The sequence below is a fragment of the Vreelandella sp. DA03-1M genome (genome assembly GCF_055725665.1).
In genome coordinates, this window is the sequence record NZ_CM146798.1 from 1,493,698 (window position 1) to 1,516,993 (window position 23,296).

Consider the following 23,296-nt stretch of genomic DNA (forward strand, 5'->3'; position numbering starts at 1 on the left):
GGCGAGATCATGCAGCACTATCAAAGGGAGCACTTTTGGAACGCCATTGTTTGGCCTCTGCTGTGGCCTCTATTGCTTGTACAAGCAGCACTAGTTGTGCTCTGTCTGGTGGTTGGCGCAATGGTGTGGGGAATGTCGCCCAGTTACGCTTCCTGGAGCACCATGCTGTGGTTAATGGCGGCCCTGCTTGTCGGCAGTAGTTTAAACGTTGGCGCCTTTCTTATGCTGGTGAAAGCCCGCGCTCGGCGCAAAGATAGCCGTTTTATGCAAGAGCTCACCGAACTTGAACGGCATAGTCAGGCCCTGTGCGCCACCGCTGCACGTTCGTTACCCGAACATAAATGTTCTCCTCCGGATGCTGCCGACGAATCCCATCTACCTCTTCAGCGTTTGGCCAACGTTAATGAAGTGCTAGCCGGTCTTGAGCGCTGCATGCACTGCTCGCAAGTAGCCACTGCCGCGACTAAGAATACCCAGCAGGAGCATGAGCAAACCCTGTTGGACGACCTTCAGCATCAGCAGCGTCAGCTCAAACTGTTAATGGCAGGGCGCGAAAGAGCGCGGGAAGAGTCGCGTTTGAAATCAGGCTATTTAACGTTGCTGCAGCGTGAAACGGATAACTTGTTAGATCATTTAAGTGCGATGGCTGAAAAAGAGATTACCGATAGCTTTCGACAAAATGTCATGGAAGTGTACGAGCACGTCTCGGATATCCGTGCGCTATTGGTGAACCTCGTTCAGCAAGGTGCTGAGCAGGATGCTGGACAAGCTGCTGTAAGCAGTGCAACAGAGGTGGGGGGCGGCGAGCACACAGGGGACCAGCGCAATTTACGTGTATTAGTCGTCGACGATGGTCCGGTCAATTTGATGTTGGCGCGGCAAATGCTGGAATCCCAAGGCCTAAAGGTGGAAGGCGTCAGCAGCGGCGAGCAAGCGTTGGAGCGCCAAAAAAACACCCGCTTTGATCTGGTGTTTATGGATATCTTTATGCCCACTCTGGACGGGCGTGAAACTACCCGGCGCTGGCGCGAGTACGAGCGCAAAAGTGGCGGCAGTCCAAGCGTGCTGGTCGCGTTAACGGCCAATATCGACAATGCCGGGCGCGATGCCTGTTTAGCTGCCGGTATGGATGACCTGCTCGCCAAGCCCTATCAACCTGAAACTCTTCTTAATATGATTGTCCGCTGGTTTCCAGGTGCGCAGGATTAAAGCGCCGCCGCCTAAATGACGATAAAGGTGGCTTTCTGAGTATGCCGACTTATCATTGCCCCCGTGACATTGGCGCACGCCTCGTGGCGGTGGCCTGTGGTGACGATGTACGGTTGCTAAATGCCTACCTCCGCGAGAAGGCCTCATTAATTCCTTTGGTCAGATTAGAGAGTTTAAATGATTAATTACCCAACGATTGACCCAGTGGCAATCTCCTTAGGGCCACTGCAAGTCCATTGGTATGGCCTGATGTACGTTGTGGGTTTTGTAGCGGCCTGGTGGCTCGGCTGTCGGCGCGCATCGCGTATCGGCCTCAATAATGACGATATCGGCGATTTACTCTTCTATTGCGCGATCGGTGTCGTGGCCGGTGGGCGTTTAGGGTACGCGCTGTTTTATGGGCTAGGGCAATGGACAGCAGACCCGCTCTGGATCTTCCGCGTATGGGATGGCGGCATGAGCTTCCACGGTGGCCTGCTCGGCGTATTGCTCGCTGCCTGGATATTCGCCCGTCGTAAACAGCTGGCATTTTTAACCCTTACCGATTTCATCGCCCCGTTAGTGCCAATTGGCTTAGGTGCCGGGCGTATCGGTAACTTTATTAATCATGAGCTACCAGGTCGCGTGACTTCGCTACCCTGGGGCATGCCATTTCCCGGTATGGGGCCTGAAGCGCGTCATCCATCAGCACTTTATGAAGCCCTGTTAGAAGGCGTCGTACTGTTTGCTATTCTGTGGTGGGTCTCGGCTAAGCCAACATCCCGTGGCTTTTTATCCGGGCTATTCTTAGTCTGCTACGGCGTATTCCGATTCATGGTCGAGTTTGTCCGCATGCCCGACGCCCATATCGGCTTTATCGCCTTCGGCTGGGTCACCATGGGCATGCTGCTCTCACTACCGATGATTGCGCTGGGCCTAGTCATCATCGCCTGGTCACGTTCCCAGCCAGTAGATGTAAAAGTCGCAAATTAAGCAGCGCGCAGCGGTGCCGGGGTTGGTCGAATAACGCTAACCAGCCGGCACCGCTAGACCGAGCCGCTATGGGCGCCTAGAATAAACCGCTACATCGCCTGTTAATTTGGAAATTCTGTGACTGCTACAACGCCCGCGCTTGAGCAACCCTATTTAGACCTGATGCAAACCGTTTTGGAGCATGGTGTTGACCGCCACGACCGTACAGGCGTAGGCACGCGCTCCGTGTTTGGCCATCAAATGCGCTTTGATTTGTCGCGTGGTTTTCCGCTACTGACCACCAAAAAACTCCACCTGCGCTCTATCATTCACGAACTCCTGTGGTTCCTGAAAGGCGACACCAACATCGCCTATTTAAAAGAGAACGGCGTGCGGATCTGGGACGAGTGGGCGGATGAAAACGGCGACCTAGGCCCCGTGTATGGCTACCAGTGGCGCAGTTGGCCCGACCCTAAAGGCGGCAGCGTTGACCAAATTTCCAAAGTGCTTGGCCAAATTCGCACCACGCCCCAATCGCGGCGTTTGATTGTCTCGGCCTGGAACCCAGCCCAGGTCGATGAAATGCAGCTACCTCCGTGCCATTGCCTGTTCCAGTTCTACGTCGCCAATGGAAAGCTGTCATGCCAGCTCTATCAACGCAGCGCCGACATTTTCCTCGGAGTACCGTTTAATATCGCCAGCTACGCCTTACTGCTGACCATGGTTGCCCAAGTGACTGGCCTACAGCCGGGCGAATTTATCCACACCCTAGGCGATGCCCACCTGTACAGTAATCATCTTGAGCAGGCCAAAGAACAGCTAACGCGCACCCCCAAAGCAGCGCCTAAGCTGGTGCTTAACCCCGAAATAGACGATCTGTTCGCATTCCGTTTCGAAGATATTCACATTGATGCTTACGAGGCGCACCCGCACATCAAAGCCGAGGTAGCGGTATGAGCCAGCAGAAAGATGCCTTTGACTCCTTGGTACCTGTAGCAATGATTGTCGCCATGGCGAAAAATCGAGTGATCGGCGTAGAGGGCAAGCTACCCTGGTACCTGCCCGAAGATTTAAAGTTTTTCAAACGCATGACCCAGGCAAAACCGTTGGTAATGGGGCGTAAAACCTACGCATCCATTGGCAAGCCGCTGCCGAATCGGCTTAATGTGGTGGTGACGCGCAACACCGAGTTTTCCCACGAAGGTATACGCGTATGCCACGACCTGCCCGCAGCGCTAGAACTAGCTGACCAGCACGCCACTATAGAAGCAGCAGAAGAGATCATGGTCATGGGAGGCGGAGAGATATACCGCCAGGCGTTACCCTTTGCCCAGCGGCTCTACATAACGGAAGTGGATATAGACGTAGAAGGCGACGCCACGTTTCCTGACTTCGACCCCAGCGAATGGCAAGAAGTACAGCGCGTAGCAGGGCAGCCAGCAGCAGGGCAGCCAAGCTATGATTTTGTGGTCTACGAGCGTATCGCTGACTGAAAAGGTCAAAGGAGAAGGCTATGGCCGCCAGCTTAATGAATATGTTGGATGACTTAGAAACGCGTCTTGAACGCACACAAGCTGAGCTACAAGCCCTGCGTGAAGAAAATCAGCGGCTAAAACAGCAATTGGCGCTGAAAGACGCCCAAGCCCAAAGCGTGCCAAGCTCAGAATCCGCGACGACAATAGAAACTGAAACGCATAACGAAGATGTGCTCAGCGACGATGCGCCAGAGGCGGCAGCTCAAGACACTAAAGCCTTCGAAGAAGAACCAGCTGAAGAGCAAGTCCCTGAACCTGAAGAAGTCTCTGCACAAAAAGCGCCCAGCAAAGCTGCTAGCGACCCTAAAACAGCGTCAGTGCCTTCGCCGCACGCCCTGCTTAATCAATGGTATGAGCGCTACCCCAAAGCGTTTTTTAAGGGGCACACCAAACCGCTAAAAGTAGGCATTCACCAAGAGCTTGCCGAGCGCGAAGAGTGGCCAAATAAACTGATTCGCCGCGCCTTAGCCAACTACGTGAACCTTCCTCGCTACATAAAAGCCGTGCGAGAGGGTGTTGAGCGGGTAGATTTAGATGGTCAGCCTGCCGGCAAGGTTGATAAGCAATCGGCACTGCATGCAGCAGAAAAACGTGGTGATCAGAAAGGGCCGCAGCCGTCCAAGAAAGCGCCACCTAAACCGAAGCCTGTTGCGCATAAACCCCGCCAAGAGGCGGCAGAGCAGGCAGAAAGCGAAAAAAGCGAGCCGCGTAAGCCGCTTAGCATGGAAGACAAATTGTTAGGCCTACAGCAAAAATTCAAAGGCCGCTGAGACCAGGTCAGTAGGCAGGGGTTCCATAAAAAAGTACAAATAGTAAGAAAACACTGTTTTTTTCTATTGCGTTCCCTTGAGTCCCGGTATAGAGTTTGTTCTGCGAGCATTGGACTATAACAAGGCTTAGTTGAGGACATGCCGCATACCACTGGGAAAAACCGGTGGATGGCAAAAGAGCATGGCCCGCAAAAGCCAACTGCCAACTTATTAAGAGTTGAGCAGCAACGATCGAAACAGTATACGAGTTAAGGAACTTACATCATGAAAAAAACACTTTTAGCGACTGCTATCGTTGGCGCCCTGGGTGCCTCTGCTGCAGCACAAGCAGCAACCGTTTATGACCAAGACGGCACTCGGTTAGATGTTTATGGCCGTATCGCCATGGGTGTCGCTGGCGGTGGCCCCGAGTTCAATAACGCTGGTCAGAAAATCGATGACGGCGCTGAGTTTGTAGACGTTTATTCGCGTCTTGGTCTGCGTATGAGCCACGAAGTTTCTCGCGATCTGACTGCGTTCGGTCGTGTTGAGTGGCGTTTCAGCGGTGACGAGCGTACTGGTCCAAGCGGCAATGGTAACAGCGGCTTCAATGAAGTTCGCCAAAGCTACCTTGGCCTGCAAAGTGACCAGTTCGGTACTTTTCAAGCAGGTAACTTCGACAGCTTCTACAACCAGTTCGTTTCTCTTCCGTTCTACTGGGAAATTGATCGTGGTTTAGAATTTGCTGGCCATCCGAAACAGTCACGTGGTGACTCTATCGGTTACTACACGCCTAACCTGCAAGGCTGGACTGCATTCTTGCAAGCTAAGCACTACAGCGAGCGCGGCGAAGTTGAAGGCGTTGGCACTACTGAAGAAGGTGCAGTTGTAGCACCACAAGGTGGTGTTCGTTACGCACAAGGCCCGATCACTGTTGGTCTAGGTTTTGTTGAAGATGTTGAGCGTGGTGGCGGTAATGGCGAAATGCTTTACGGCCTGATCGGTTCTTACGACTTCACTGACCAGTTCACTGCACGTCTGGGTTATGAAACTCGTGACAACAATGATAGCTATGACCTTCGTGGTGCTAACGACGAAAACGGCTACGATAAAGTTGGTGTAGGTGGTACTTTCACCACTGGTCCTTGGGCATTCGCTGCTGACTATTACAACGTAGACCGCGAAGAGTTAGACGACAGTAACGCTTGGGTTCTAGGTACTTATTACAATGTATCCAGTAACTTCGACGTGTTCCTCGAGCTTAACGATGGCGACGCACCAACTGTTGATCGTGACGTTACCCTTGGTGACCTGACTGACGACGTATACTGGCTGACAGGCGCTCGTTACCACTTCTAAGCCTGGTTTAAACACCACGCTTAAAGGGTAACTGCCTAGCAGAACCAAATAGAACCGGCCTCTTAGAGGCCGGTTTTTTTTGCCTGTTTTTTCTATTGATAAATAGTCATGGTTGTTTTACCGATAAATTAACAGCCTAGGAGCATTGGGAAGTGAAATCACCTTCCTTTATTTATTGTTATCTTATAACATTGCATAAGATGCATAAGCCAATAGCATCCTATAGGTAGGTTTATAAAATAAAGGTAAGGGATTAACGATGAAAAAAACGCTGTTAGCAGCCACTGTTAGCGCCTCACTGTCTGCATCGGTAGCGCAAGCCACAACACTCTACGACCAAGAAGGAGCGAAGTTTGATATTTACGGGCGCATTGCCATGGGCATTGCTGGTGGTGGCCCCGAGTTCGATAGCGCAGGTAACGAGGTAGATGACGGTACAGAATTTGTCGATGTCTATTCACGGCTTGGCTTTCGCATGAGCCATGATGTCACGTCAGATTTATCTGCTTTCGGGCGTCTAGAGTGGCGTTTCACAGGCGATGAGCGCAATACCGATCAGGGTTTTAATGAGATCCGCCAAAGCTACATTGGCCTGGCCAGCAAGCAGTACGGCACCGTTCAAGCTGGGAACTTCGATAGTCTTTATTACCAGTTTGTATCAGCCCCCTTTGACGTTTACCTAGATCGCGGACTGCTCTTTAACGCGACTGGTTTACAATCCAGGGGGGATTCCATTGGCTACTACACGCCAGAGCTAAACGGATTTACCAGCTTTGTGCAGCTAAAACAGTACAGTGAGCGTGGATCAACCCCAGCTGAGCAGAGTGAAGAGGGCGAGGTGATTGCCGCACAGGGCGGTGTTCATTATCAGCAAGGTCCCTTCAAAGTCGGGTTTGGCGCGGTTGAAAACGTAGTACGCGGCGGCGGGAATGGTGAAATGCTCTATGGGCTGATCGGTTCCTATGCATTGAGTGACCAGCTAACCATGCGTTTAGGGGCAGAAACGCAAGATAATAGTGCCACCTATGGTGGAGGATTCGATACACTTGGCCTAGGCGGAACCTACACCACTGGTCCATGGGCATTTACCGCCGACTACTACAACGTAGACCGTGACGAGAGCGAGGAGAGCAGCGCCTGGGCAGCGGGTGCCTACTACAAGATCTCCAGCGCGTTCGATGTGTTCGTAGAGCTAGCCGACGGCAACGCACCCAGCGTCCGACAAGAAAGTACAGCTAATAGAACGTATTGGCTGTCCGGAGCCCGCTATCATTTTTAAGATGGCTTGGTGATAAGCTGCTTAAGTGCTAAATATTTAACTTTCTTAAGACTTTCATTTAATAATGAAGGTCTTTTATTTCATATAGGGAAAAGAAAATTCATAAGCAGCGCAATATCAAAAAAAAGATGGTAATGATTTTTGTTTACTAAGTGCTGGCATTGCAAATTTCCCTATCGCTAAGTGAGTTCCGTATTATTGTGTTATCTAGCAGATAAATATAAAATCAACTGTTTTGTCAATTAAGGTGTCATACTCCGCCCAAGTGGGCAAAAATAAGATATGGTTATTTATACATTACGATCAATAGTGATTTTCTATTAATGAATAGAATAGGGAAAAAACGGAAATGGCAATGGAATCAGATGCTCAAGTTGCAAAATCATATGAAATTGATTTGAGAGATTTAGCTATAGCTATTTTAGGTTCTTGGTATTGGATAATCGGTACTTTATTGCTAAGTGTATCTCTATGTCTAGTGTATTTATGGTTAGTAACACCTGTCTATGAAGCCCGTTTTCGAGCTGCTCCTCCAGCGGCATCAAATTTTGCAGTATTCAATCACTTCAATGATTTTCAAATTTCTCCAGAAGATGCATATAGAGCATTAGGGAATAGGTTAACTAGTTTTCAGAACTTTGAAGCCTTTATTGAAGAAAGAGGGGATGAGTTATCCTTTGATAGTGAAGAATCTTTAATAGAGCTTTTTCAAAACAGATTTACCATTGAAGGTCTTGTTGCAGACCGGGCTGGAAGTATGACTATGAGTATTAAGTATCGCTACCCAGAAGGTGAAAATGGTGATGAACTCTTAAATTCTTACATAGCAGAAACTTCAAGTACGGTTTGGTCTAGGCTACATGCAAGGTTTGCTGCTTATAACCAAGCTCAATTAATGCGTTTGGATATAAACCTTAACTTAGAACAAGCTGCGCTTCGCACAGAGCGCGAAGAAGAGATATTTGAAGTTGAACGTGCAATAACAGTTGCTCGTAACTTGAATATTCAAACACCAACGATGCCTTATCAACTCGATGGCGAACAGCGCGGTAGCCAAATAATTTATTCTAACGTTGGAAATTTGCCTAAATATTTTATGGGTTATGAAACGCTTGAGTCAGAGAGAGACGCATTGATTAGCTCATTAGATAAAGGGTTAAGTAATCAAAATGTTAGAGATAATCAACAAAGTATAGATGCAAGACAACAGATTAGTGACTCAATAAGCGAAGATGAATCTTCTAAAAACGGGTTAGATGATTTTATAGTAACTGAGAGGGTAGTGGACGTAATTGAGTATGCTTTTCCAGGAGAGCGAACGGTATCACCTAACAAGCCCCTAATATTAGCACTGTCTATTGTTATAGGTAGTATCTTTGGGCTCGTTATCGCATTGATGTCAGTATCATTTAAAAATATGAAACGCCGTGATTTACAAGAATAGTAAAGAATGGTTTTGATTAGCGTAAGCCGAGCTTTAGGAGCGGAATGAGTTTATTAAAACGTGAAGCAATAAAAGCCGTTTCTTCACTTTGGCTTGCAACCCTGGCTGGTGCAGGATTGGCTTTCATTACGCAAGCTATTCTTGCTCGCCTGTTGCTTCCAGAAGCGTACGGTGTTTTTTCATCTTCTTTGTCTTTTGTAATGCTGTTCGTACCTCTTGCTGGTTTTGGAGTTGCCCAATTCTGGCTAAAAGCGTTTGGTCAAGAAGGCTGGGCAGCAAGGCGATGGTTAAGCGGTTCCATGAGGTTTATTTCATATTCTACAGGGCTCGTGTTTTGCGGATTAATAGCTTGGGCTATGGTGGGGCCGCATAATCAACTAACAACCTTGGTATTATGCTTGTTAGCTTTTCATGTGCTAGCGCAAGTGATTCTAGAGCTAGTGAGTAGCCGATTACAGCTCGAGGAAAGATTTTTATCTTTAGCTATGTGGCAGCTTTTTCCGCATTTATCACGATTCTTATTGGTAGCCGCATTAGCTTTATTTTTAAGTAAAAATGTTAACGTAGTGCTAGGATCTTTAATGTATGCAGCTGTGGCAGTATTAATGATTCCAGTAGGCTATTACATGTTAAAACCGATGTTTAATAGAACATTTTGTCTAGTCGGACACGAAAATTACACTAATGTTTTTAACGGTGAGAGAAAAAATTGGAAAACGGTAATTAATCTATCATGGCCATTCGGTTTAGCTGCGTTTGCTCATTTAATATATTACCAAAGTGATATAGTATTGCTTAAATATTTAGACAGCGATACTAGTGCAGGCATTTACAATATTGCCTTCCTGGTAATCTCGGCTATTTATCTTTTGCCTGGGGTTATATATCAAAAATATTTTTTACCTAAAATACATCGCTGGTCAATACAGGAACCTGCAAGAGTAAGGGAATTGTTTGAACAAGGCAATATTGCTATGCTGTTTTTGGGTCTTATTTTTCTTATTGGCATTTGGATAACAGCAGATTGGATGGTCTCAATACTATTTGGCGATCACTATGCTCAAGCAGCTTTTATTTTAAAAATACTTTCTTTTTCTGTTCCCTTCATGTTTGTTGCTTTTAGTTCTGGTGCTGTTCTTGTTACCCAAAATAACATGAAACTAAAGGTAAAACTTATGATTTTAGTTGCTCTATTAAATATTTCTCTTAATTTAGTGTTAATACCGCTTTATGGAATGGTGGGTGCTGCTACTGCAACAATCATAAGTAATGCTCTTCTTGCATTACTATATTTCATTACTGCTAAACGGCTGGTTATCAAAAATTGATGGAGATTTTGGTGAGTATATTAAAGTCATTTGGTCGTCTGGTTTTTTGCCTCTTATGTATGTTCTATGATTTTTTTCGGTTTACTCGTTACGGCGGATGGCGCCAAAATATGCGTAATAAGCAGGAAAGAAATTACGCCTCTGTTCGCGTTTATCATAGTTTAGAGAAAAGCCTTAGCTTAACTGAAAGAAACCCATCTGCTGGTGGAAAGAACGCAAAATTGCTAAAAGCTATTTTAGATAGAGCGAAAGAGGCAAATGATTATGGCTTTCAGGATCGAGTAGCGTTGAAAGTCTTGAGTGATTTTACAGCTCAAATCGTAGACAAAGGTGAAGGAATGAAATTGCATAGGGAGTTGCAACACATTTCTGATGAAGCTAGTAAAGAGGGTGGAATACTAGAAATTAAAAACTCTATTTTAAATTTAGAAAATCCTGAAGAGTTTTTTTTAGGGCGTCATTCTATCCGTGAGTTTAGTGACCTCGGTATTAAAGACACTGAATTAAAACGTGCTATTCACATGGCTATGAAAGCTCCATCGGTTTGTAACCGGCAAGCATGGTATATCTACGATCTTGAGAACCCGGAAGTTATCAGTGCTGCATTATCATTGCAGAATGGAAATCGTGGTTTTGGTCATAAAGTTAAAAGACTTTTAATTATCTGTAGTGATTTAGAAGCCTTTGTTTCATACAAAGAGCGCTATCAGCACTGGATTGATGGAGGCATTTTCTCAATGTCCATGATCCTGGCATTGCATTCAATCGGCATAGGTTCTTGTTGTCTTAACTGGAGTCAGGATGCAGCAACTGACCTAAAATTGAGAAAACTATTGCCTATTAACCCAGAACACTCTGTAATTATGATGCTTGCAATCGGCTATCCCAATGACACTAGTAAGGTTTGTCAATCGCCACGCCGGCCTATCGAAGAAATTTATACAAAACTTTAGTAAAGGATTACAAGATGAAAAAGATAGCTCTTATCACGATACATTATGCCAATAGCTATGGTGGTTGTTTACAGGCGTTAGCTACTCAAACGATTCTTTCTAAATTTGGAAAAGTTTCGATAATCGACTATAAAACGCCACAGTTAGAAAATACAATGAAGCTTTTACGGTTTAGTAAAAGTCCACGTTCCGCTTTGCACTTAATTAAAGATATTAGTCGTTATTTTCCTCGTAAAAGGTTGTTAACCAGATTTCATCATTTTATGAAAGAAAATTATAATTTAACTCAACCCTGTCATACAAAATTTGAACTTGAGAAATTAAACGATGATTTTGATGTTTTTGTTTGTGGTAGCGACCAAATTTGGAATCCAGTAATTATTGGTTCTTTTGATAAAAACTATATGTTGGATTTTGTTGAAGGTAAGCCAAAAGTGGCGTTTTCAACAAGTGCAGGATCTTATATACATGAAGGAGATGAAAGTGATTATCTTCGAGATGCTCTTAATAGTTTTTCCTCATTATCATTTCGCGAAATTGATACGGCTGAACGCATGAAAACCTTATCAAAGCGTGATGATATTAGCTGTACCTTAGATCCCACCTTATTACTAACTCGCCAAGAATGGTCTGAATTGCTGAAATTGCCAGAGCAGCAAGCTCCTACGGAGCCTTATATATTTGTCTATACACTTAAAAAAGATCGTTTAGTATACGAAATAATAAATAAAGTTGCCAAAAAATTCGATTTAAAAATTATAGCTATCGATCAAGATCCTTTCTTACTTTATAAAACAGATCGTCATTATCGTGATGCTAGCCCACTGGAGTATATGACACTTATAAATAACGCTTCATTTGTAGTTACAAACTCTTTTCATGGGACTGCATTTGCAGCAAATTTTGGAGTTCCTTTTATATCAATCAAACCTGAGTCTGGAACTAATCGAATCAAGTATTTTTTGAATGGGCTAGGGTTAGGAAATCGTCTGGTTGAAGACAGTCAAGACTTAGACGCAGCACTGCTTACTGAGATTGATTTTAAATCTGTTCATCTTGAATTAGATAAGCAAAAAGAAAATACAATGAAATATTTAGAAGTCGCCATGTCATAATTTTATGGTAGCTAATGGAAGAAACGAAAGTAATATAAAAAAATGCTTCTTTCTGATAAAGCATACTGTATTTTGATTTTCAGTTTAAAGAGTGGGTTTATTGTCAATTTTTATAAATAGAGTAATTGGATATGCATCTAAGTAATACTAAGCTTGATGTAAGACTGCTATTGTTGTTTATGTCAATATTGCTTATGCCAAGCCTCGTTTTTGTATTACTGGAGGCTAGCTCGTTAGCGGTGGGGATGCTTTTTTCATCACTGCTAGTACTGCTATTGTTATTTACTAGCAAGGGAGCATTTAAAGTTGATACTGAATTTTTATTTATATTCACCGTTGTATTATTGGTGGTCACTATTAACTGTGCTGTAATTTGCTTTATTTATCAAGATATTAAGCCTCTGCTTTCCCTTGTTTGGTTTTTTGTCGCGTTTTCAGCAGTAATTTTTGGTCGTTACATGCTTTATTTACCCTTTGAAAAAATACACGCTACGTTATTTTACGTTATCATATTGTTGTTGCTTATTGGATGGGTTGAAGTTTTAGTGGGTATGCATTGGGGAGGATATGGTGAATTGGAAAAATCTGTATTTCCATTTTCTGAAGAAAGTCATTATGCACTAGCATTGAGCATGGTAATTTTACCCTATGTTCTTACAAGTAAAAATTTCAAAACGGTTTTTGCTTTTTTATTAAATATACTGTTGCTAGCTATTTTATTTCCTAATCTTACAATGTTAGTTGTTTTTAGTTTATCGTGTTTAATGTATGTATTACGAATGAGGCTTGCTTATTTGGTTTTATGTGCTACTTTCTTGTTTACCATTGGTATGGTTTTTTTTATTTTTCTACTAGACTATTTTCCTTATTTTCAAAGCAGGCTGGCGTTTGAAGACTCAAACAACCTAACCACATTAGTATTTCTTCAGGGCTGGATGATGGCCTATACTAATCTCATCGAGACCTATGGACTAGGCATAGGTTTTCAGATGCTTGGTACTGAGGCTACGTATTTTCCTGATGTTACTGAAAGAATATATGTTTTAACCGGAAAGTATTTTAACACATATGATGGCGGTTTTTTATTGGCTAAAATTGTTGCTGAATTCGGTATTTTGGGTGTCATTTTAGTTGTTTTTTATTTATTTTCCCTAGTTAATATGTTTTTTTACACCAATCGTTATTTTAGTAGTTTGAAAGGTAATACTATTCAAGATGATTTTTTGAGAAAAAGAATACTAATGTACGGGTTTTTTATGGGCTTTTCTATTGAGTTTTTCCTTAGAGGTTATGGCTATTTTTCTCCTGGAGTGTTTGTAGTCATTGCTGCATGTTATGTCGCATTTTTAAATAAAAGACGAGTATTAGTATGAATGCTAGCAAGCTTAAAAATATAATCATTATTAATGACTATGCTAGGGTAGAGGGTGGGGCAGCGAAAGTAGCAATTTCAAGTGCTCTTGGTCTTGCGTTGGCTGGATACAAAGTCTCTTATGTTTTTGCAGTGGGACCCGCTAGTAATGATTTGATTCATCCTAATATTCAGTTAATTGATCTAAAACAGTATGACTTGCTAGATAATCCTAGTCGTAAGGATGCCGCTATCAGAGGTGTTTGGAATAGTCAGTCTTATAAGGTAATAAAACAGTATCTGAATAATATAAGTCCATATGATACTGTCGTGCATATTCATACGTGGGTCAAGTCATTGAGTATTAGTGCGGTAGCTGCTGTTGTTAATTCTAAAATCCCCAATGTCTTAACGCTACACGACTATTTTTCTGTATGTCCTAACGGTGGCTTATATGATTATCAAAAAGAAAGCATATGCCATAAAAAGCCAATGTCACTAGATTGTGTCACTACTAATTGTGATGCTCGTAGTTATTCCCATAAGCTTTGGCGAGTTATCAGACAACTAGCATATAAGCGAGCAGGGTTTAAAAATGGTATTAAAAATTTTATTAGTGTATCGGATTACAGTGAGTCAATACTGAAACCTTTGCTTCCCAGCACCGCTTTGTTTTGGAGGGTGGGAAATCCTATTGATATAAAAAAAGCGTCACCTACAACACCAGGCAACTCACGTTATTATACTTATGTGGGTCGCTTGTCGGCCGAAAAGGGGGCTTTGCTTTTAGCGAAGGTGAAAAGCATTACGCCTGATAGATTGCGTTTCATTGGAAAAGGAGAGGTCGAAGAGGAGTTGATGGAATTGTTGCCCGAAGCTGAGTTTTTAGGTTGGGTAGACTCAACTCAAATATCAAAATATTTATATGATACACGTGCATTGTTATTTACTTCTAGGTCGTATGAAACTCAAGGGCTTGTTGTTTTAGAGGCTGCTGCTGTAGGTGTGCCTGCCGTTGTAGCTTCTCAAACATCAGCGACTGACTATGTTACACATAATAAATCTGGATTATTATTCTCCACTGGTAATAGTGCTAGTCTGGATGATCAGCTTGCTTTGTTAGAATGCGATGATACTGTTAATCGCCTTGGGGCTCAGGCATATGATGATTTTTGGAAAAAACCGCCTACTTTAGAAAACCATGTAAAAGAGCTTGTTATTTGTTATTCGGATATTTTAAACCAACACACGGATTGTTTTAAATAGGTAAGGAATACCATATGGTAAATAGTAAAAGGGTTGCATGCGTCATACCAGTTTATAATGGCAAGCAGGACTTGCTACGGTTATTTGACTCTTTGGATCAACAAAAAGCTCACTTTGATGTTCTGGTCGTTGATTCGTCATCGTCTGATGGATCTCAGGAATTAGCTGAAGAAAGGGCAGATGAATTAGTCGTTATAAATTCTAGTGAGTTTAATCATGGCGGCACTAGACAGAAAATTGTTAATGATTATCCGCAGTATGATGTTTTTATATTTTTGACTCAAGACGCATATTTGGATGATCCTTCCGCTATTACTAACATGGTTAAGTATTTTGACAAAAGTACTGTGGCTGCAGTATGTGGAAGACAGCTGCCACACGATGATGCTAATCTATTAGCCGCTCATGCACGGATATTTAATTACCCATCAGAATCTATTTATAAGTCTTTAGAGGATGCCTCGTCATTAGGTATAAAAACGCCCTTTATGTCTAATTCATTTGCTGCTTATCGTAGGGAATCGCTTATTAAAGTAGGTGGGTTTCCTGATGATGTTATTTTGTCAGAAGACATGTTTGTAACTGCCAGAATGTTGATGGCAGGTTATGAAATTGTTTACGCAGGCGATGCCTGTTGCCGACATTCTCATAACTATACAATTATAGAAGAATTCCGTCGTTATTTTGATATTGGTGTGTTTCATGCTAAAGAGCCATGGATTAGAGATAATTTTGGAGGAGCGGGGGGAGAAGGGTTTAAGTATGTAAAGTCAGAGATTAAGTATATTGGGTTAAGACGTTTTTATCTTTGGCCGTCTAGCTTGATCAGAAATGCTTTAAAATTATTTGGTTATAAATTAGGTCAGCGGTCAGAAAAACTACCAGTGTCTATAAAGCAAAAATTGTCGATGCACTCACATTATTGGAGTAAGTGATTTTTGTCTATTGACATGTTTTATAATGGTAATGAGTATCTGGGAAAGGAAAGTTTAAATGTTTAAGCAAACACAAGGCCTAACTGAACGGTATCCTGCCCAGCTGATAGTGCCCGTTTTTGATTTTTTCGCAATTGTTTGCGCCTGTGTTATTGCTTTTAAATTTCGTTTTGGAACTTTTGATTTACATGAGCGCTATGTTTTAGCGACTGCTCTCATCGCTCTGTTTGCCATCCTATTAAATAGTATGTTTGGTGGTTACAGTCGATGGCGTACTACCCCCGTTTCTACATTGGTGGCCCGACTTTTAATGGTGTGGGTAGCGGTTGGATTGTTGGCAACATCATTGATCTTTTTGGCAGATGCTTCTGTTCGTTTTTCGAGGTTGTGGGTAGCCTCCTCGTTGCTCCTCTCTTATATCATAGCGGCGGGAGGGCGTGTACTTGCACAAATTATTTTGAGAAAAGCTCGCATGAAGGGGCGTGCGAGGCGATCCATATTTTTGGTGGGCCCCAGCAGCCAGTTGCTACAAGTGGCAAGAAGCATGCGTGCCGCTAAGGGGGAAGGCTACTCTATTGTCGGTGTTGAGAGGCTGTACTCTGGATTCAACGAACAAAGCTTGCCCAATATTGCGGCACGAATTGAAATGTCTGGTGCACGTGAAGTATGGATTTGTGTCCCTTTAGAAATGGGGGGGGCTGTTCGTTCCATTTTTTATGCTTTAAGAAATCACACTGCGGAAGTACGTTTTATCCCTGATTTCCAGGGTATGCAATTGCTTAACCACAGATTTAGCGAGGTGGCGGGGCATTTTGCTATTGATCTAAGCGTTACGCCACTCAGCGGCATGGCGCGTATTATCAAGCGTGCTGAAGATCTAATGGTAGGGAGCCTTATTACGCTATTGATTACCCCCGTTTGTCTATTGATTGCTGTCGCTATCAAGGTTACCTCTCCAGGCCCCATACTGTTTAAACAATATCGTACTGGTGCAAATGGACGACGGGTGAAGGTATATAAATTCCGGTCCATGCGTGTCCATAAGGAAAAAGAAGGTCAAATTACCCAAGCCACCAAGAACGACCAACGAATAACGCCAATAGGTGCTTTTCTGCGTAAGACATCTCTTGATGAGCTACCCCAATTTTATAATGTACTTCAGGGTCGTATGTCGATCGTTGGTCCGCGTCCCCATGCGTTAGCTCATAACGATTACTATAAAGATCTTGTTGAGTCATACATGCGACGCCATAAGGTAAAGCCAGGCATCACAGGCTGGGCCCAAGTGAATGGTTTGCGGGGGGAAACAGATACCCTGGAGAAAATGGAGCGTAGGGTCGAGTATGATCTTTGGTACATCGACAACTGGTCCCTGTGGTTGGATTTACGCATTATTATTTTGACAGTTTTTACAGGGTTTACTAACAAGAATGCCTACTGAAATATTAGCAAAAAAATGAGAGGCGAAGAGGACTATTCTAGAATAATGTTCTTATAAATCAAATTTTTAATTTACAGCTGATGAGGAAGATGGTCACATGCATGTTTTCCAATTGACCATGTCAGCTGGGTGTTGAAAGTGCATTGTGGGTATGGTTTGGTTCGATATTGTTCAGTGTCGCCACCGCCATGGCCTGTCCAGCTTCGCGTTGTGATGCCGCTGACAGGCTTAACGTTGTGGCCATGTTGGTGAGGTATAAGCGTTTATCGAGGCCTTTGCTAAGCATGGATTTTGAGGCCGACCGTGCCTATGATGTTGTACCTAGCGCCTCTGAGTCTTAAGGCGCTAGGTTTCAAAGAAGCGCTTGCTTCTAGGTGCCTTTGGGTTGCGGTGGGCATACCGAATGTCATCAGCAGTAGGGTTGAAAAAGCGGCTGGCTCAGAGAGGTTGAATGACGAAAATGTTGAATAAAATTATCCCCATGTACAAGGTTTGTCTATGTAGAGTGGCGGCAATGAATACCTTACAATCGAAACTAATTTTGAGTAGCGTGGATTAATTACTTTTTCATCCGTTTAGAGTAGGGCATGGGAACACGCCCTTCAAAACTCCTGGGCGGTAGCGTACCTTTTTTTAGGAAATATCATGTCAAATACCCCATTCTCGATAGCGCGGCCAGCTCGTATGCTATTGGCGGCGCTAAGTGTTGTCGTGGTAAGCGGCTGTGCCAGTTACCCAAATAGCAGCACCCAACAACAAGCGCAGTACGTGTTGAATAACGACCCGGCAACGCTCCTGGAAGATGTGGCGCTTAATGAGTTCCTATCCAAAGCACCCGCAGGCTCTGTTCTCAATCTCGCACGCACTCCTTGGGGGGATAACGTTGAAATTGTTGCCGATGCGCCTTACCTAGCCGCCAGTGGCAGGGAGTGTCGTCGGTTACGCATTGTCGACAGTGCAGGGGCAGCTGCACCCAGTGCACTTACTTGTGAAACACCTGATGGCTGGGTGAATCAACGTGTATTCGCTAACATGGATTCAACAATGGAAGGGCGCTATTAATGAATGTTTCATGCATGCTTCAACGGCTATCGATCAAGCGCCCCATCGCCGTTGCTTCATTTCTGCTACTAAGCGCTCTCACCAGTAGCACGGCACTGGCACAAAGTATTAGTCTCCCGAATAGCATCCTGCCTGAAGATCAAGAGGGCGGAGACCAGCAAGAGCAAGTAGACGATACCCCTCGAGCTGATTGGCGTAGCGGCACCTATGGCCCCGTTGCTATGGAAACCGCCGATCCGGATACCCTTCCCCCTTTTGGCGCTAACCTATTTACCGGCGGGTTTCGAGGGGCGATGGGGGATGGCTTAAATGCAGGCTATCAAGTCAAACCCGGTGACCAAATCACCGTGCGTGCATGGGGGGCGTTTGAGTTTGACCGAATACTGCCAGTAGATGCCCAGGGCAATATTTTTATACCAGGCTCTGGCCCATTGTATATAGAGGGGCAAAATAGCCAGCAAGTTGATAACAGTGTGCGAGGGGCCATTACCTCGGTGTACCCTGAAAATGTTGAGGTATATACCAATATACAGGGCGTACAGCCGGTGGCGGTATTTGTAACCGGTTACGTAGAAAACCCTGGGCGTTATGCAGGTACTCCTAACGATTCCTTGCTCTATTTCCTAGACCAGTCAGGAGGTATTGACCAAGACTTAGGGAGCTATCGGCAAATTCGGGTGGTACGTGATGACCAAACGGTGGCCACGGTAGACCTTTACGACTTTCTGATTAATGGCAGTATCCCCCGTCCGCAGTTTCAAGATGGCGATACTATTGTGGTGGAAGAGCGTGGTCCGGCGATCGCCGTAGGTGGCGATGTCCATCGTGAGCACCGCTATGAGCTAATGGGTAATCAGCTGAGCGGCGCAGAACTGATTAACCTAGCTCGTCTAAAAAGCGGTGTTTCCCACGTCCTATTACGTGGTAACCGTGAAGAAGGTCCCATTGCCCAATATTTCCCAATTGAGCTATTTTACGGGCAAACTATACGTAGCGGTGACGAAGTCCTCTTCAGTGCCGATCAGCGCAGCGAAACTATCGTAGTAGAAATAGAAGGAAGTTATTACGGCCCTTCGCGCTATGCACTGCCACGTGATGCGCGTTTGAGTGAGCTACTTGATGCGATACCTGTACCTGAAAACATGACAGCCGTTGAAAGTATTTCGCTCCAACGTGAAAGCGTGAGAGAGCAGCAGCAGCAATCAATGGAAGACAGCCTACGTCGCTTAGAAACGACTTATCTAGGGGCCGAGTCAAGTACCAATGAAGAAGCTCAAATCCGCGTTCAAGAAGCCGAACTCATTCAAAATTTTATTGAGCGCGCGCGCGAGTTAGAACCGAGTGGGCGCTTAGTTGTCGCTTATAATGATCGAATTTCCGATATTCGTCTGCAAGATGGCGACATAGTGACGATTCCTGAAATTAGCGACTCTATGTTGATCAGTGGTGAAATATTAGTGCCCCAGGCCGCAGTGTATCGCCCTGGTATGAACGTGATTGATTACATTGAAGGTGCTGGAGGCTTTACCGAACGTGCCGACGAAGATCACATCTTGGTGGTTCGTCAAAATGGTGCAGTTGAAAATGCCCGAGACGTTAATCTACGGCCAGGTGATGAGATCCTGGTAATGCCGGCGGCTCCTACGCATAACCTGCAGCTAGCGTCCACTCTAACCCAAATTCTTTTCCAAATAGCCGTTGCAACACGCGTTGCGGTGGATCTGTAGCGGATGGTTGACAATAAATGAAGACCAAGTTGTGAGGTGGTGAATAAGCACGGGTGAGAGGTAAGGCTAATACTCGCCTGTATCTCTCATCTGAACCTGTATCTCACACCTCAAAGAGAACGATTTGCTTCACTTTCAAAAAGTTGAACTATGGAAAATATAACCAGTGGTCCAAAGGGTGCCCGCACTCCATGGCAAGTGACCCGGAGTGTGTGGTATGCCATGTTTATGCGTGAAGCCATATCACGCACAATGGCAGACCGCATGGGCTGGTTCTGGATGCTTTTTGAGCCAGCGGCCTTTATTGGCATTATGGTGGCCATTCGCGGTTTCATACGTAGTGATCGGCTAATTGTTAATGCTGAGTTTATTCCGTGGATGATTGCCGGGTTAATGGGCTTTTTCCTGGTACGCGAGGGTATGCTTCGAGGGATGGGCGCTATTGAAAGTAACAGTGCACTATTCGCATATCGTCAGGTACACCCAGTTGACCCAGTCATCGTGCGCAATTTTCTAGAAGGCATGTTGCGCTCATTGATTTTTCTGCTATTTATTCTGGGCGGCTTGATGCTCGGATTGGATATGTACCCCGATAACGCTATTCGGGCGATGGCCGCATGGTTATCGCTATGGAGTTTAGGGCTTGCACTCGGGCTATTAACCTCGGTGGTAGCAACATTAGTTCCAGAAGTGGGCCGTGTGGTCCGGATGCTCTCGCTGCCGCTTTTGATTCTTTCAGGTGTTATGTTTCCACTCAATCAGCTTCCCCACTGGCTGTTGGAATATCTCATGCTTAATCCGATTCCGCATGGTATAGAAGTGCTCCGATTAGGGTTCTTTGAAAATTACCAAACGGTCCATGGCACTAGTATGCTTTATTTTTGGATGGTAACACTCTCTATAAGTGCGCTAGGGCTACTAATGCACCTACGTTTTGTTGACCGGTTAAAGGCCAAATAACCTATGCCTGTTTCGTTACGTCATTTTGTAAAAAAATCGCCGCAATGGGCGGTTGCTATCATCGCGATTATTCTCGTCTCTTTCTATTGGTTTATATGGGCAGAAGACCGTTATGTATCGCGTGCCACAGTGGTGCTCGAGAGCCCCCAGGTGGCTTCGCCTGAATTCTCCCTTTCATCGTTAATGAGTGGAAGCAGTGGCGATACGCATGATCTGCTACTGCTACGTGAGCACTTACTTTCGGTTGATATGTTACGCCTGCTGGATGAACAGCTAGGTATTCGTCAGCATTATAGCGAGAATGGCGACTTTTTTGCCAAGCTACGCGATCCCAACGTACCCATTGAAGATCTTCACAAATACTACTTACGGCGCGTAGAGATTGAGTTAGATGAATATGCTGGTGTGCTAAATATACATGTGCAGGGCTACACTCCAGAATTTGCTCATGATATGGCCGCGTTACTGCTTGAGGCCGGTGAAGACCACATGAACGAAATGGGTCACCGTCTAGCTGATGAGCAGGTGCGCTTTTTAGAGCAGCAAATGGTACGTTTAGAAGAGCGCTTTGAAGAAACCCGTGGCAAGCTGCTTGAATACCAAAATGAGTTTGGCCTTGTGTCGCCTACCTCAACGGTAGAGAGTATTAATCAAGTGGTGGCCACGCTAGAAGGTGACTTGGCCCGCTTGCAAGCACAGCGCAATGCCCTGGCAAGTTTCCAAAGTTCGCAATCCTCTGAGTTGCGACAAGTCGAGCGAAGTATTTCAGCGCTACGCGATCAAATTGTGGTGCAGCGTGATCGCCTGGCTCAAGCCACTGGTGATTCCCTTAACCGCGTTTCTGCGGGATATGAAACCTTAGAGCTACAGGCCCAATTCGCTCAAGAAACCTACTCAAGCGCGCTTGCCTCGTTAGAAAATACCCGATTAGAAGCTGCGCGGCAGCTAAAGCAAGTAAGCGTATTGCAAAGCCCGCTGTTCCCAGAATATCCAACGGCGCCTAACCGTCTCTATAACAGCAGTGTTTTTGCAATCTTGACTATTTTTATCGCGTTTATTTTTAGCATGATGGCAATGATTGTCAAAGATCACCGAGATTGATAAAAGAGTAACAAGGGAAGGGTGGTGAGGTGTGACACGTAAGGAGTGAGTTAACACGCGGAGCAACGCGTCTGCAAAAGAAGTCATGAAATGGCTCCCAATGCTAGAGGACACAAGTCAGTGCTGAATATCATTCATCACGGTGGCGCCACTGGCGTCACTGGAAGCTGTCACCAGCTCATATTAAATAGTGAGCACTCACTGCTAATTGATTGCGGCCTATTTCAAGGTGAAGATGAAGCGGGGAACAGCTTTGAGCAATTACAAATTGAATTCGATATCAGCACTGTTCAGGCATTAATAATCACTCATGTCCATATTGACCATATAGGGCGCCTGCCCTACCTACTGGCGGCGGGGTTTAAAGGGCCTATTATCTGCTCCATCCCTTCTGCCAAGCTGCTCCCCTTAGTAATTGATGATGCGTTGAAGATTGGGTTTACCCGTAACGCAGAGCTAATTAACCGCTTCCAAGAGCAATTAAAGCATCAGCTCATCAGTGTTCCCTATGGAAAATGGCGAAGTGTCGTACCTAACTCAGAGGCGGGCACCACCCGTATAAAACTCCAGCGGGCAGGTCACATTCTGGGTTCCAGTTACGTAGAAGTTGACCATCAATTGCCTACTGGCGAGAAAGAAAGAGTCGTATTCTCTGGCGATTTGGGCGCGCCTTATGCCCCGCTATTGCCAGCGCCAAAATCGCCCTATGGTTGCGACCAATTAGTACTTGAAAGCACTTACGGTGACCGCCATCACCCTAAACGCCGAAACCGCCGTGCCACCTTGAAAGCTGCCGTTGAACAAGCACTCACAAACGGCGGAACCGTCATGGTACCCGCCTTTAGTATTGGGCGTACTCAAGAACTGCTTTACGAATTAGAAACCATCATTCATCAAGCACACTCATCAATGTGGGAAGAACTTGAAATTATAGTTGACTCCCCCCTGGCCGCACGCTTTACCAGTGTATATAGGGAACTAAAACCCTACTGGGATAAAGAAGCCCAGCGTCGCTTAGACAGTGGACGCCACCCGCTTAACTTTGCCAATCTCTACACTATTGAGCGTCATGAAGAGCACTTAAGGGCAGTGACCTATTTGGCTAAAACAGGCCGTCCGGCGGTGGTGATTGCCGCTAGCGGCATGTGTACAGGTGGACGTATTATTAATTACCTCAAAGCCATGCTAGGGGACGAACGTCATCAAGTGCTATTTGTCGGCTACCAAGGTGCTGGTACGCCTGGTCGTGATATACAGCAATATGGCCCACGTGGCGGCTGGGTTGAGATTGAGGAGGAGCGAATTGATATTAAAGCAGGCATTACCACGCTGAGTGGTTACTCCGCTCACGCGGATCAAAAGGATTTACTTAACTACGTAAGGCGGATGCATCGCTGGCCAGCTATCATACGTCTGGTGCATGGTGAGCACGACGCCCGAACGGCACTCAAACAAAAGCTAGCAGAGTTGTATCAGCAGGCGGGAAAATCATTAACGGTAGTGAGTGCATAATGAACTGTATAACGTATAT

20 protein-coding genes are annotated in these 23,296 nt (G+C 45.1%); all 20 read left to right on the forward strand.

Annotated elements, in window-relative coordinates:
- Positions 1-9: 9 nt before the first annotated feature.
- Positions 10-1,209 carry a response regulator gene (locus ACXUPB_RS06900; protein WP_035555438.1) on the forward strand — a complete coding sequence of 400 codons (1,200 nt, stop codon included), beginning with the start codon at positions 10-12 and terminating at the stop codon, positions 1,207-1,209.
- A gap of 177 nt (positions 1,210-1,386) precedes the next feature.
- Positions 1,387-2,181 carry a prolipoprotein diacylglyceryl transferase gene (lgt, locus tag ACXUPB_RS06905; RefSeq protein WP_035555440.1) on the forward strand — a complete coding sequence of 265 codons (795 nt, stop codon included), beginning with the start codon at positions 1,387-1,389 and terminating at the stop codon, positions 2,179-2,181.
- A 117-nt stretch (positions 2,182-2,298) separates the two neighbouring features.
- A complete protein-coding gene (locus ACXUPB_RS06910; protein WP_339934449.1) occupies positions 2,299-3,117 on the forward strand; it encodes a thymidylate synthase in 819 nt (272 codons plus the stop codon).
- Positions 3,114-3,653 (forward strand): dihydrofolate reductase, encoded by a 540-nt coding sequence (locus tag ACXUPB_RS06915; protein ID WP_472955968.1) that lies wholly within the window; start codon positions 3,114-3,116, stop codon positions 3,651-3,653. Before ACXUPB_RS06910 ends, ACXUPB_RS06915 begins: the two co-directional genes overlap by 4 nt.
- A 20-nt stretch (positions 3,654-3,673) precedes the next feature.
- Positions 3,674-4,465 carry a ProQ/FINO family protein gene (locus ACXUPB_RS06920; protein ID WP_472955969.1) on the forward strand — a complete coding sequence of 264 codons (792 nt, stop codon included), beginning with the start codon at positions 3,674-3,676 and terminating at the stop codon, positions 4,463-4,465.
- Positions 4,466-4,729: 264 nt separating this feature from the next.
- Positions 4,730-5,803, forward strand: coding sequence for a porin (locus tag ACXUPB_RS06925; protein WP_179916238.1), 1,074 nt, complete (start codon positions 4,730-4,732; stop codon positions 5,801-5,803).
- A 259-nt stretch (positions 5,804-6,062) separates the two neighbouring features.
- Positions 6,063-7,082 carry a porin gene (locus ACXUPB_RS06930; RefSeq protein WP_281662371.1) on the forward strand — a complete coding sequence of 340 codons (1,020 nt, stop codon included), beginning with the start codon at positions 6,063-6,065 and terminating at the stop codon, positions 7,080-7,082.
- Between the two features lie 355 nt (positions 7,083-7,437).
- Positions 7,438-8,526 (forward strand): Wzz/FepE/Etk N-terminal domain-containing protein, encoded by a 1,089-nt coding sequence (locus tag ACXUPB_RS06935; RefSeq protein WP_281662139.1) that lies wholly within the window; start codon positions 7,438-7,440, stop codon positions 8,524-8,526.
- A gap of 44 nt (positions 8,527-8,570) precedes the next feature.
- Positions 8,571-9,854, forward strand: coding sequence for a flippase (locus ACXUPB_RS06940; RefSeq protein ID WP_035566840.1), 1,284 nt, complete (start codon positions 8,571-8,573; stop codon positions 9,852-9,854).
- Positions 9,855-9,865: 11 nt separating this feature from the next.
- Entirely contained in the window at positions 9,866-10,807 is a 942-nt protein-coding gene (locus ACXUPB_RS06945) for a nitroreductase family protein (RefSeq protein WP_350359578.1), read from the forward strand.
- 14 nt (positions 10,808-10,821) lie between these two features.
- Positions 10,822-11,922, forward strand: coding sequence for a polysaccharide pyruvyl transferase family protein (locus tag ACXUPB_RS06950; RefSeq protein WP_035566836.1), 1,101 nt, complete (start codon positions 10,822-10,824; stop codon positions 11,920-11,922).
- A 131-nt stretch (positions 11,923-12,053) separates the two neighbouring features.
- A complete protein-coding gene (locus ACXUPB_RS06955) occupies positions 12,054-13,295 on the forward strand; it encodes a hypothetical protein (protein WP_035566834.1) in 1,242 nt (413 codons plus the stop codon).
- The gene (locus ACXUPB_RS06960) at positions 13,292-14,539 is read left to right on the forward strand and encodes a glycosyltransferase family 4 protein (RefSeq protein WP_052703774.1); all 1,248 of its coding nucleotides are present in this window, start codon (positions 13,292-13,294) and stop codon (positions 14,537-14,539) included. The genes ACXUPB_RS06955 and ACXUPB_RS06960 overlap by 4 nt, the downstream gene beginning before the upstream one ends.
- Positions 14,540-14,553: 14 nt before the next feature.
- Positions 14,554-15,474: a glycosyltransferase family 2 protein gene (locus ACXUPB_RS06965; RefSeq protein WP_179916234.1), complete on the forward strand. Its 921-nt coding sequence runs from the start codon at positions 14,554-14,556 to the stop codon at positions 15,472-15,474.
- A 58-nt stretch (positions 15,475-15,532) separates the two neighbouring features.
- The gene (locus tag ACXUPB_RS06970; protein ID WP_179916233.1) at positions 15,533-16,915 is read left to right on the forward strand and encodes an undecaprenyl-phosphate glucose phosphotransferase; all 1,383 of its coding nucleotides are present in this window, start codon (positions 15,533-15,535) and stop codon (positions 16,913-16,915) included.
- A gap of 645 nt (positions 16,916-17,560) precedes the next feature.
- A complete protein-coding gene (locus ACXUPB_RS06975; protein WP_179916232.1) occupies positions 17,561-17,977 on the forward strand; it encodes a DVU3141 family protein in 417 nt (138 codons plus the stop codon).
- Positions 17,977-19,704, forward strand: coding sequence for a polysaccharide biosynthesis/export family protein (locus ACXUPB_RS06980; protein WP_472955973.1), 1,728 nt, complete (start codon positions 17,977-17,979; stop codon positions 19,702-19,704). Before ACXUPB_RS06975 ends, ACXUPB_RS06980 begins: the two co-directional genes overlap by 1 nt.
- Positions 19,705-19,854: 150 nt before the next feature.
- Positions 19,855-20,664: an ABC transporter permease gene (locus ACXUPB_RS06985; protein WP_472955976.1), complete on the forward strand. Its 810-nt coding sequence runs from the start codon at positions 19,855-19,857 to the stop codon at positions 20,662-20,664.
- A gap of 3 nt (positions 20,665-20,667) precedes the next feature.
- Complete coding sequence (locus ACXUPB_RS06990; protein WP_472955977.1) at positions 20,668-21,765, forward strand: KpsE/RkpR family capsule polysaccharide export protein; 1,098 nt, start codon at positions 20,668-20,670, stop codon at positions 21,763-21,765.
- A 120-nt stretch (positions 21,766-21,885) separates the two neighbouring features.
- The gene (locus ACXUPB_RS06995; protein WP_339934441.1) at positions 21,886-23,277 is read left to right on the forward strand and encodes an MBL fold metallo-hydrolase; all 1,392 of its coding nucleotides are present in this window, start codon (positions 21,886-21,888) and stop codon (positions 23,275-23,277) included.
- The last annotated feature ends 19 nt before the right edge of the window (positions 23,278-23,296 follow it).

Coding starts and splice junctions, on each gene's coding strand:
- ACXUPB_RS06900 (WP_035555438.1), top strand. CDS start 10: ATGCAGCACTATCAAAGGGAGCACTTTTGGAACGCCATTGTTTGGCCT.
- lgt (WP_035555440.1), top strand. CDS start 1,387: ATGATTAATTACCCAACGATTGACCCAGTGGCAATCTCCTTAGGGCCA.
- ACXUPB_RS06915 (WP_472955968.1), top strand. CDS start 3,114: ATGAGCCAGCAGAAAGATGCCTTTGACTCCTTGGTACCTGTAGCAATG.
- ACXUPB_RS06920 (WP_472955969.1), top strand. CDS start 3,674: ATGGCCGCCAGCTTAATGAATATGTTGGATGACTTAGAAACGCGTCTT.
- ACXUPB_RS06925 (WP_179916238.1), top strand. CDS start 4,730: ATGAAAAAAACACTTTTAGCGACTGCTATCGTTGGCGCCCTGGGTGCC.
- ACXUPB_RS06930 (WP_281662371.1), top strand. CDS start 6,063: ATGAAAAAAACGCTGTTAGCAGCCACTGTTAGCGCCTCACTGTCTGCA.
- ACXUPB_RS06935 (WP_281662139.1), top strand. CDS start 7,438: ATGGAATCAGATGCTCAAGTTGCAAAATCATATGAAATTGATTTGAGA.
- ACXUPB_RS06940 (WP_035566840.1), top strand. CDS start 8,571: ATGAGTTTATTAAAACGTGAAGCAATAAAAGCCGTTTCTTCACTTTGG.
- ACXUPB_RS06950 (WP_035566836.1), top strand. CDS start 10,822: ATGAAAAAGATAGCTCTTATCACGATACATTATGCCAATAGCTATGGT.
- ACXUPB_RS06955 (WP_035566834.1), top strand. CDS start 12,054: ATGCATCTAAGTAATACTAAGCTTGATGTAAGACTGCTATTGTTGTTT.
- ACXUPB_RS06960 (WP_052703774.1), top strand. CDS start 13,292: ATGAATGCTAGCAAGCTTAAAAATATAATCATTATTAATGACTATGCT.
- ACXUPB_RS06965 (WP_179916234.1), top strand. CDS start 14,554: ATGGTAAATAGTAAAAGGGTTGCATGCGTCATACCAGTTTATAATGGC.
- ACXUPB_RS06970 (WP_179916233.1), top strand. CDS start 15,533: ATGTTTAAGCAAACACAAGGCCTAACTGAACGGTATCCTGCCCAGCTG.
- ACXUPB_RS06975 (WP_179916232.1), top strand. CDS start 17,561: ATGTCAAATACCCCATTCTCGATAGCGCGGCCAGCTCGTATGCTATTG.
- ACXUPB_RS06980 (WP_472955973.1), top strand. CDS start 17,977: ATGAATGTTTCATGCATGCTTCAACGGCTATCGATCAAGCGCCCCATC.
- ACXUPB_RS06985 (WP_472955976.1), top strand. CDS start 19,855: ATGGAAAATATAACCAGTGGTCCAAAGGGTGCCCGCACTCCATGGCAA.
- ACXUPB_RS06990 (WP_472955977.1), top strand. CDS start 20,668: ATGCCTGTTTCGTTACGTCATTTTGTAAAAAAATCGCCGCAATGGGCG.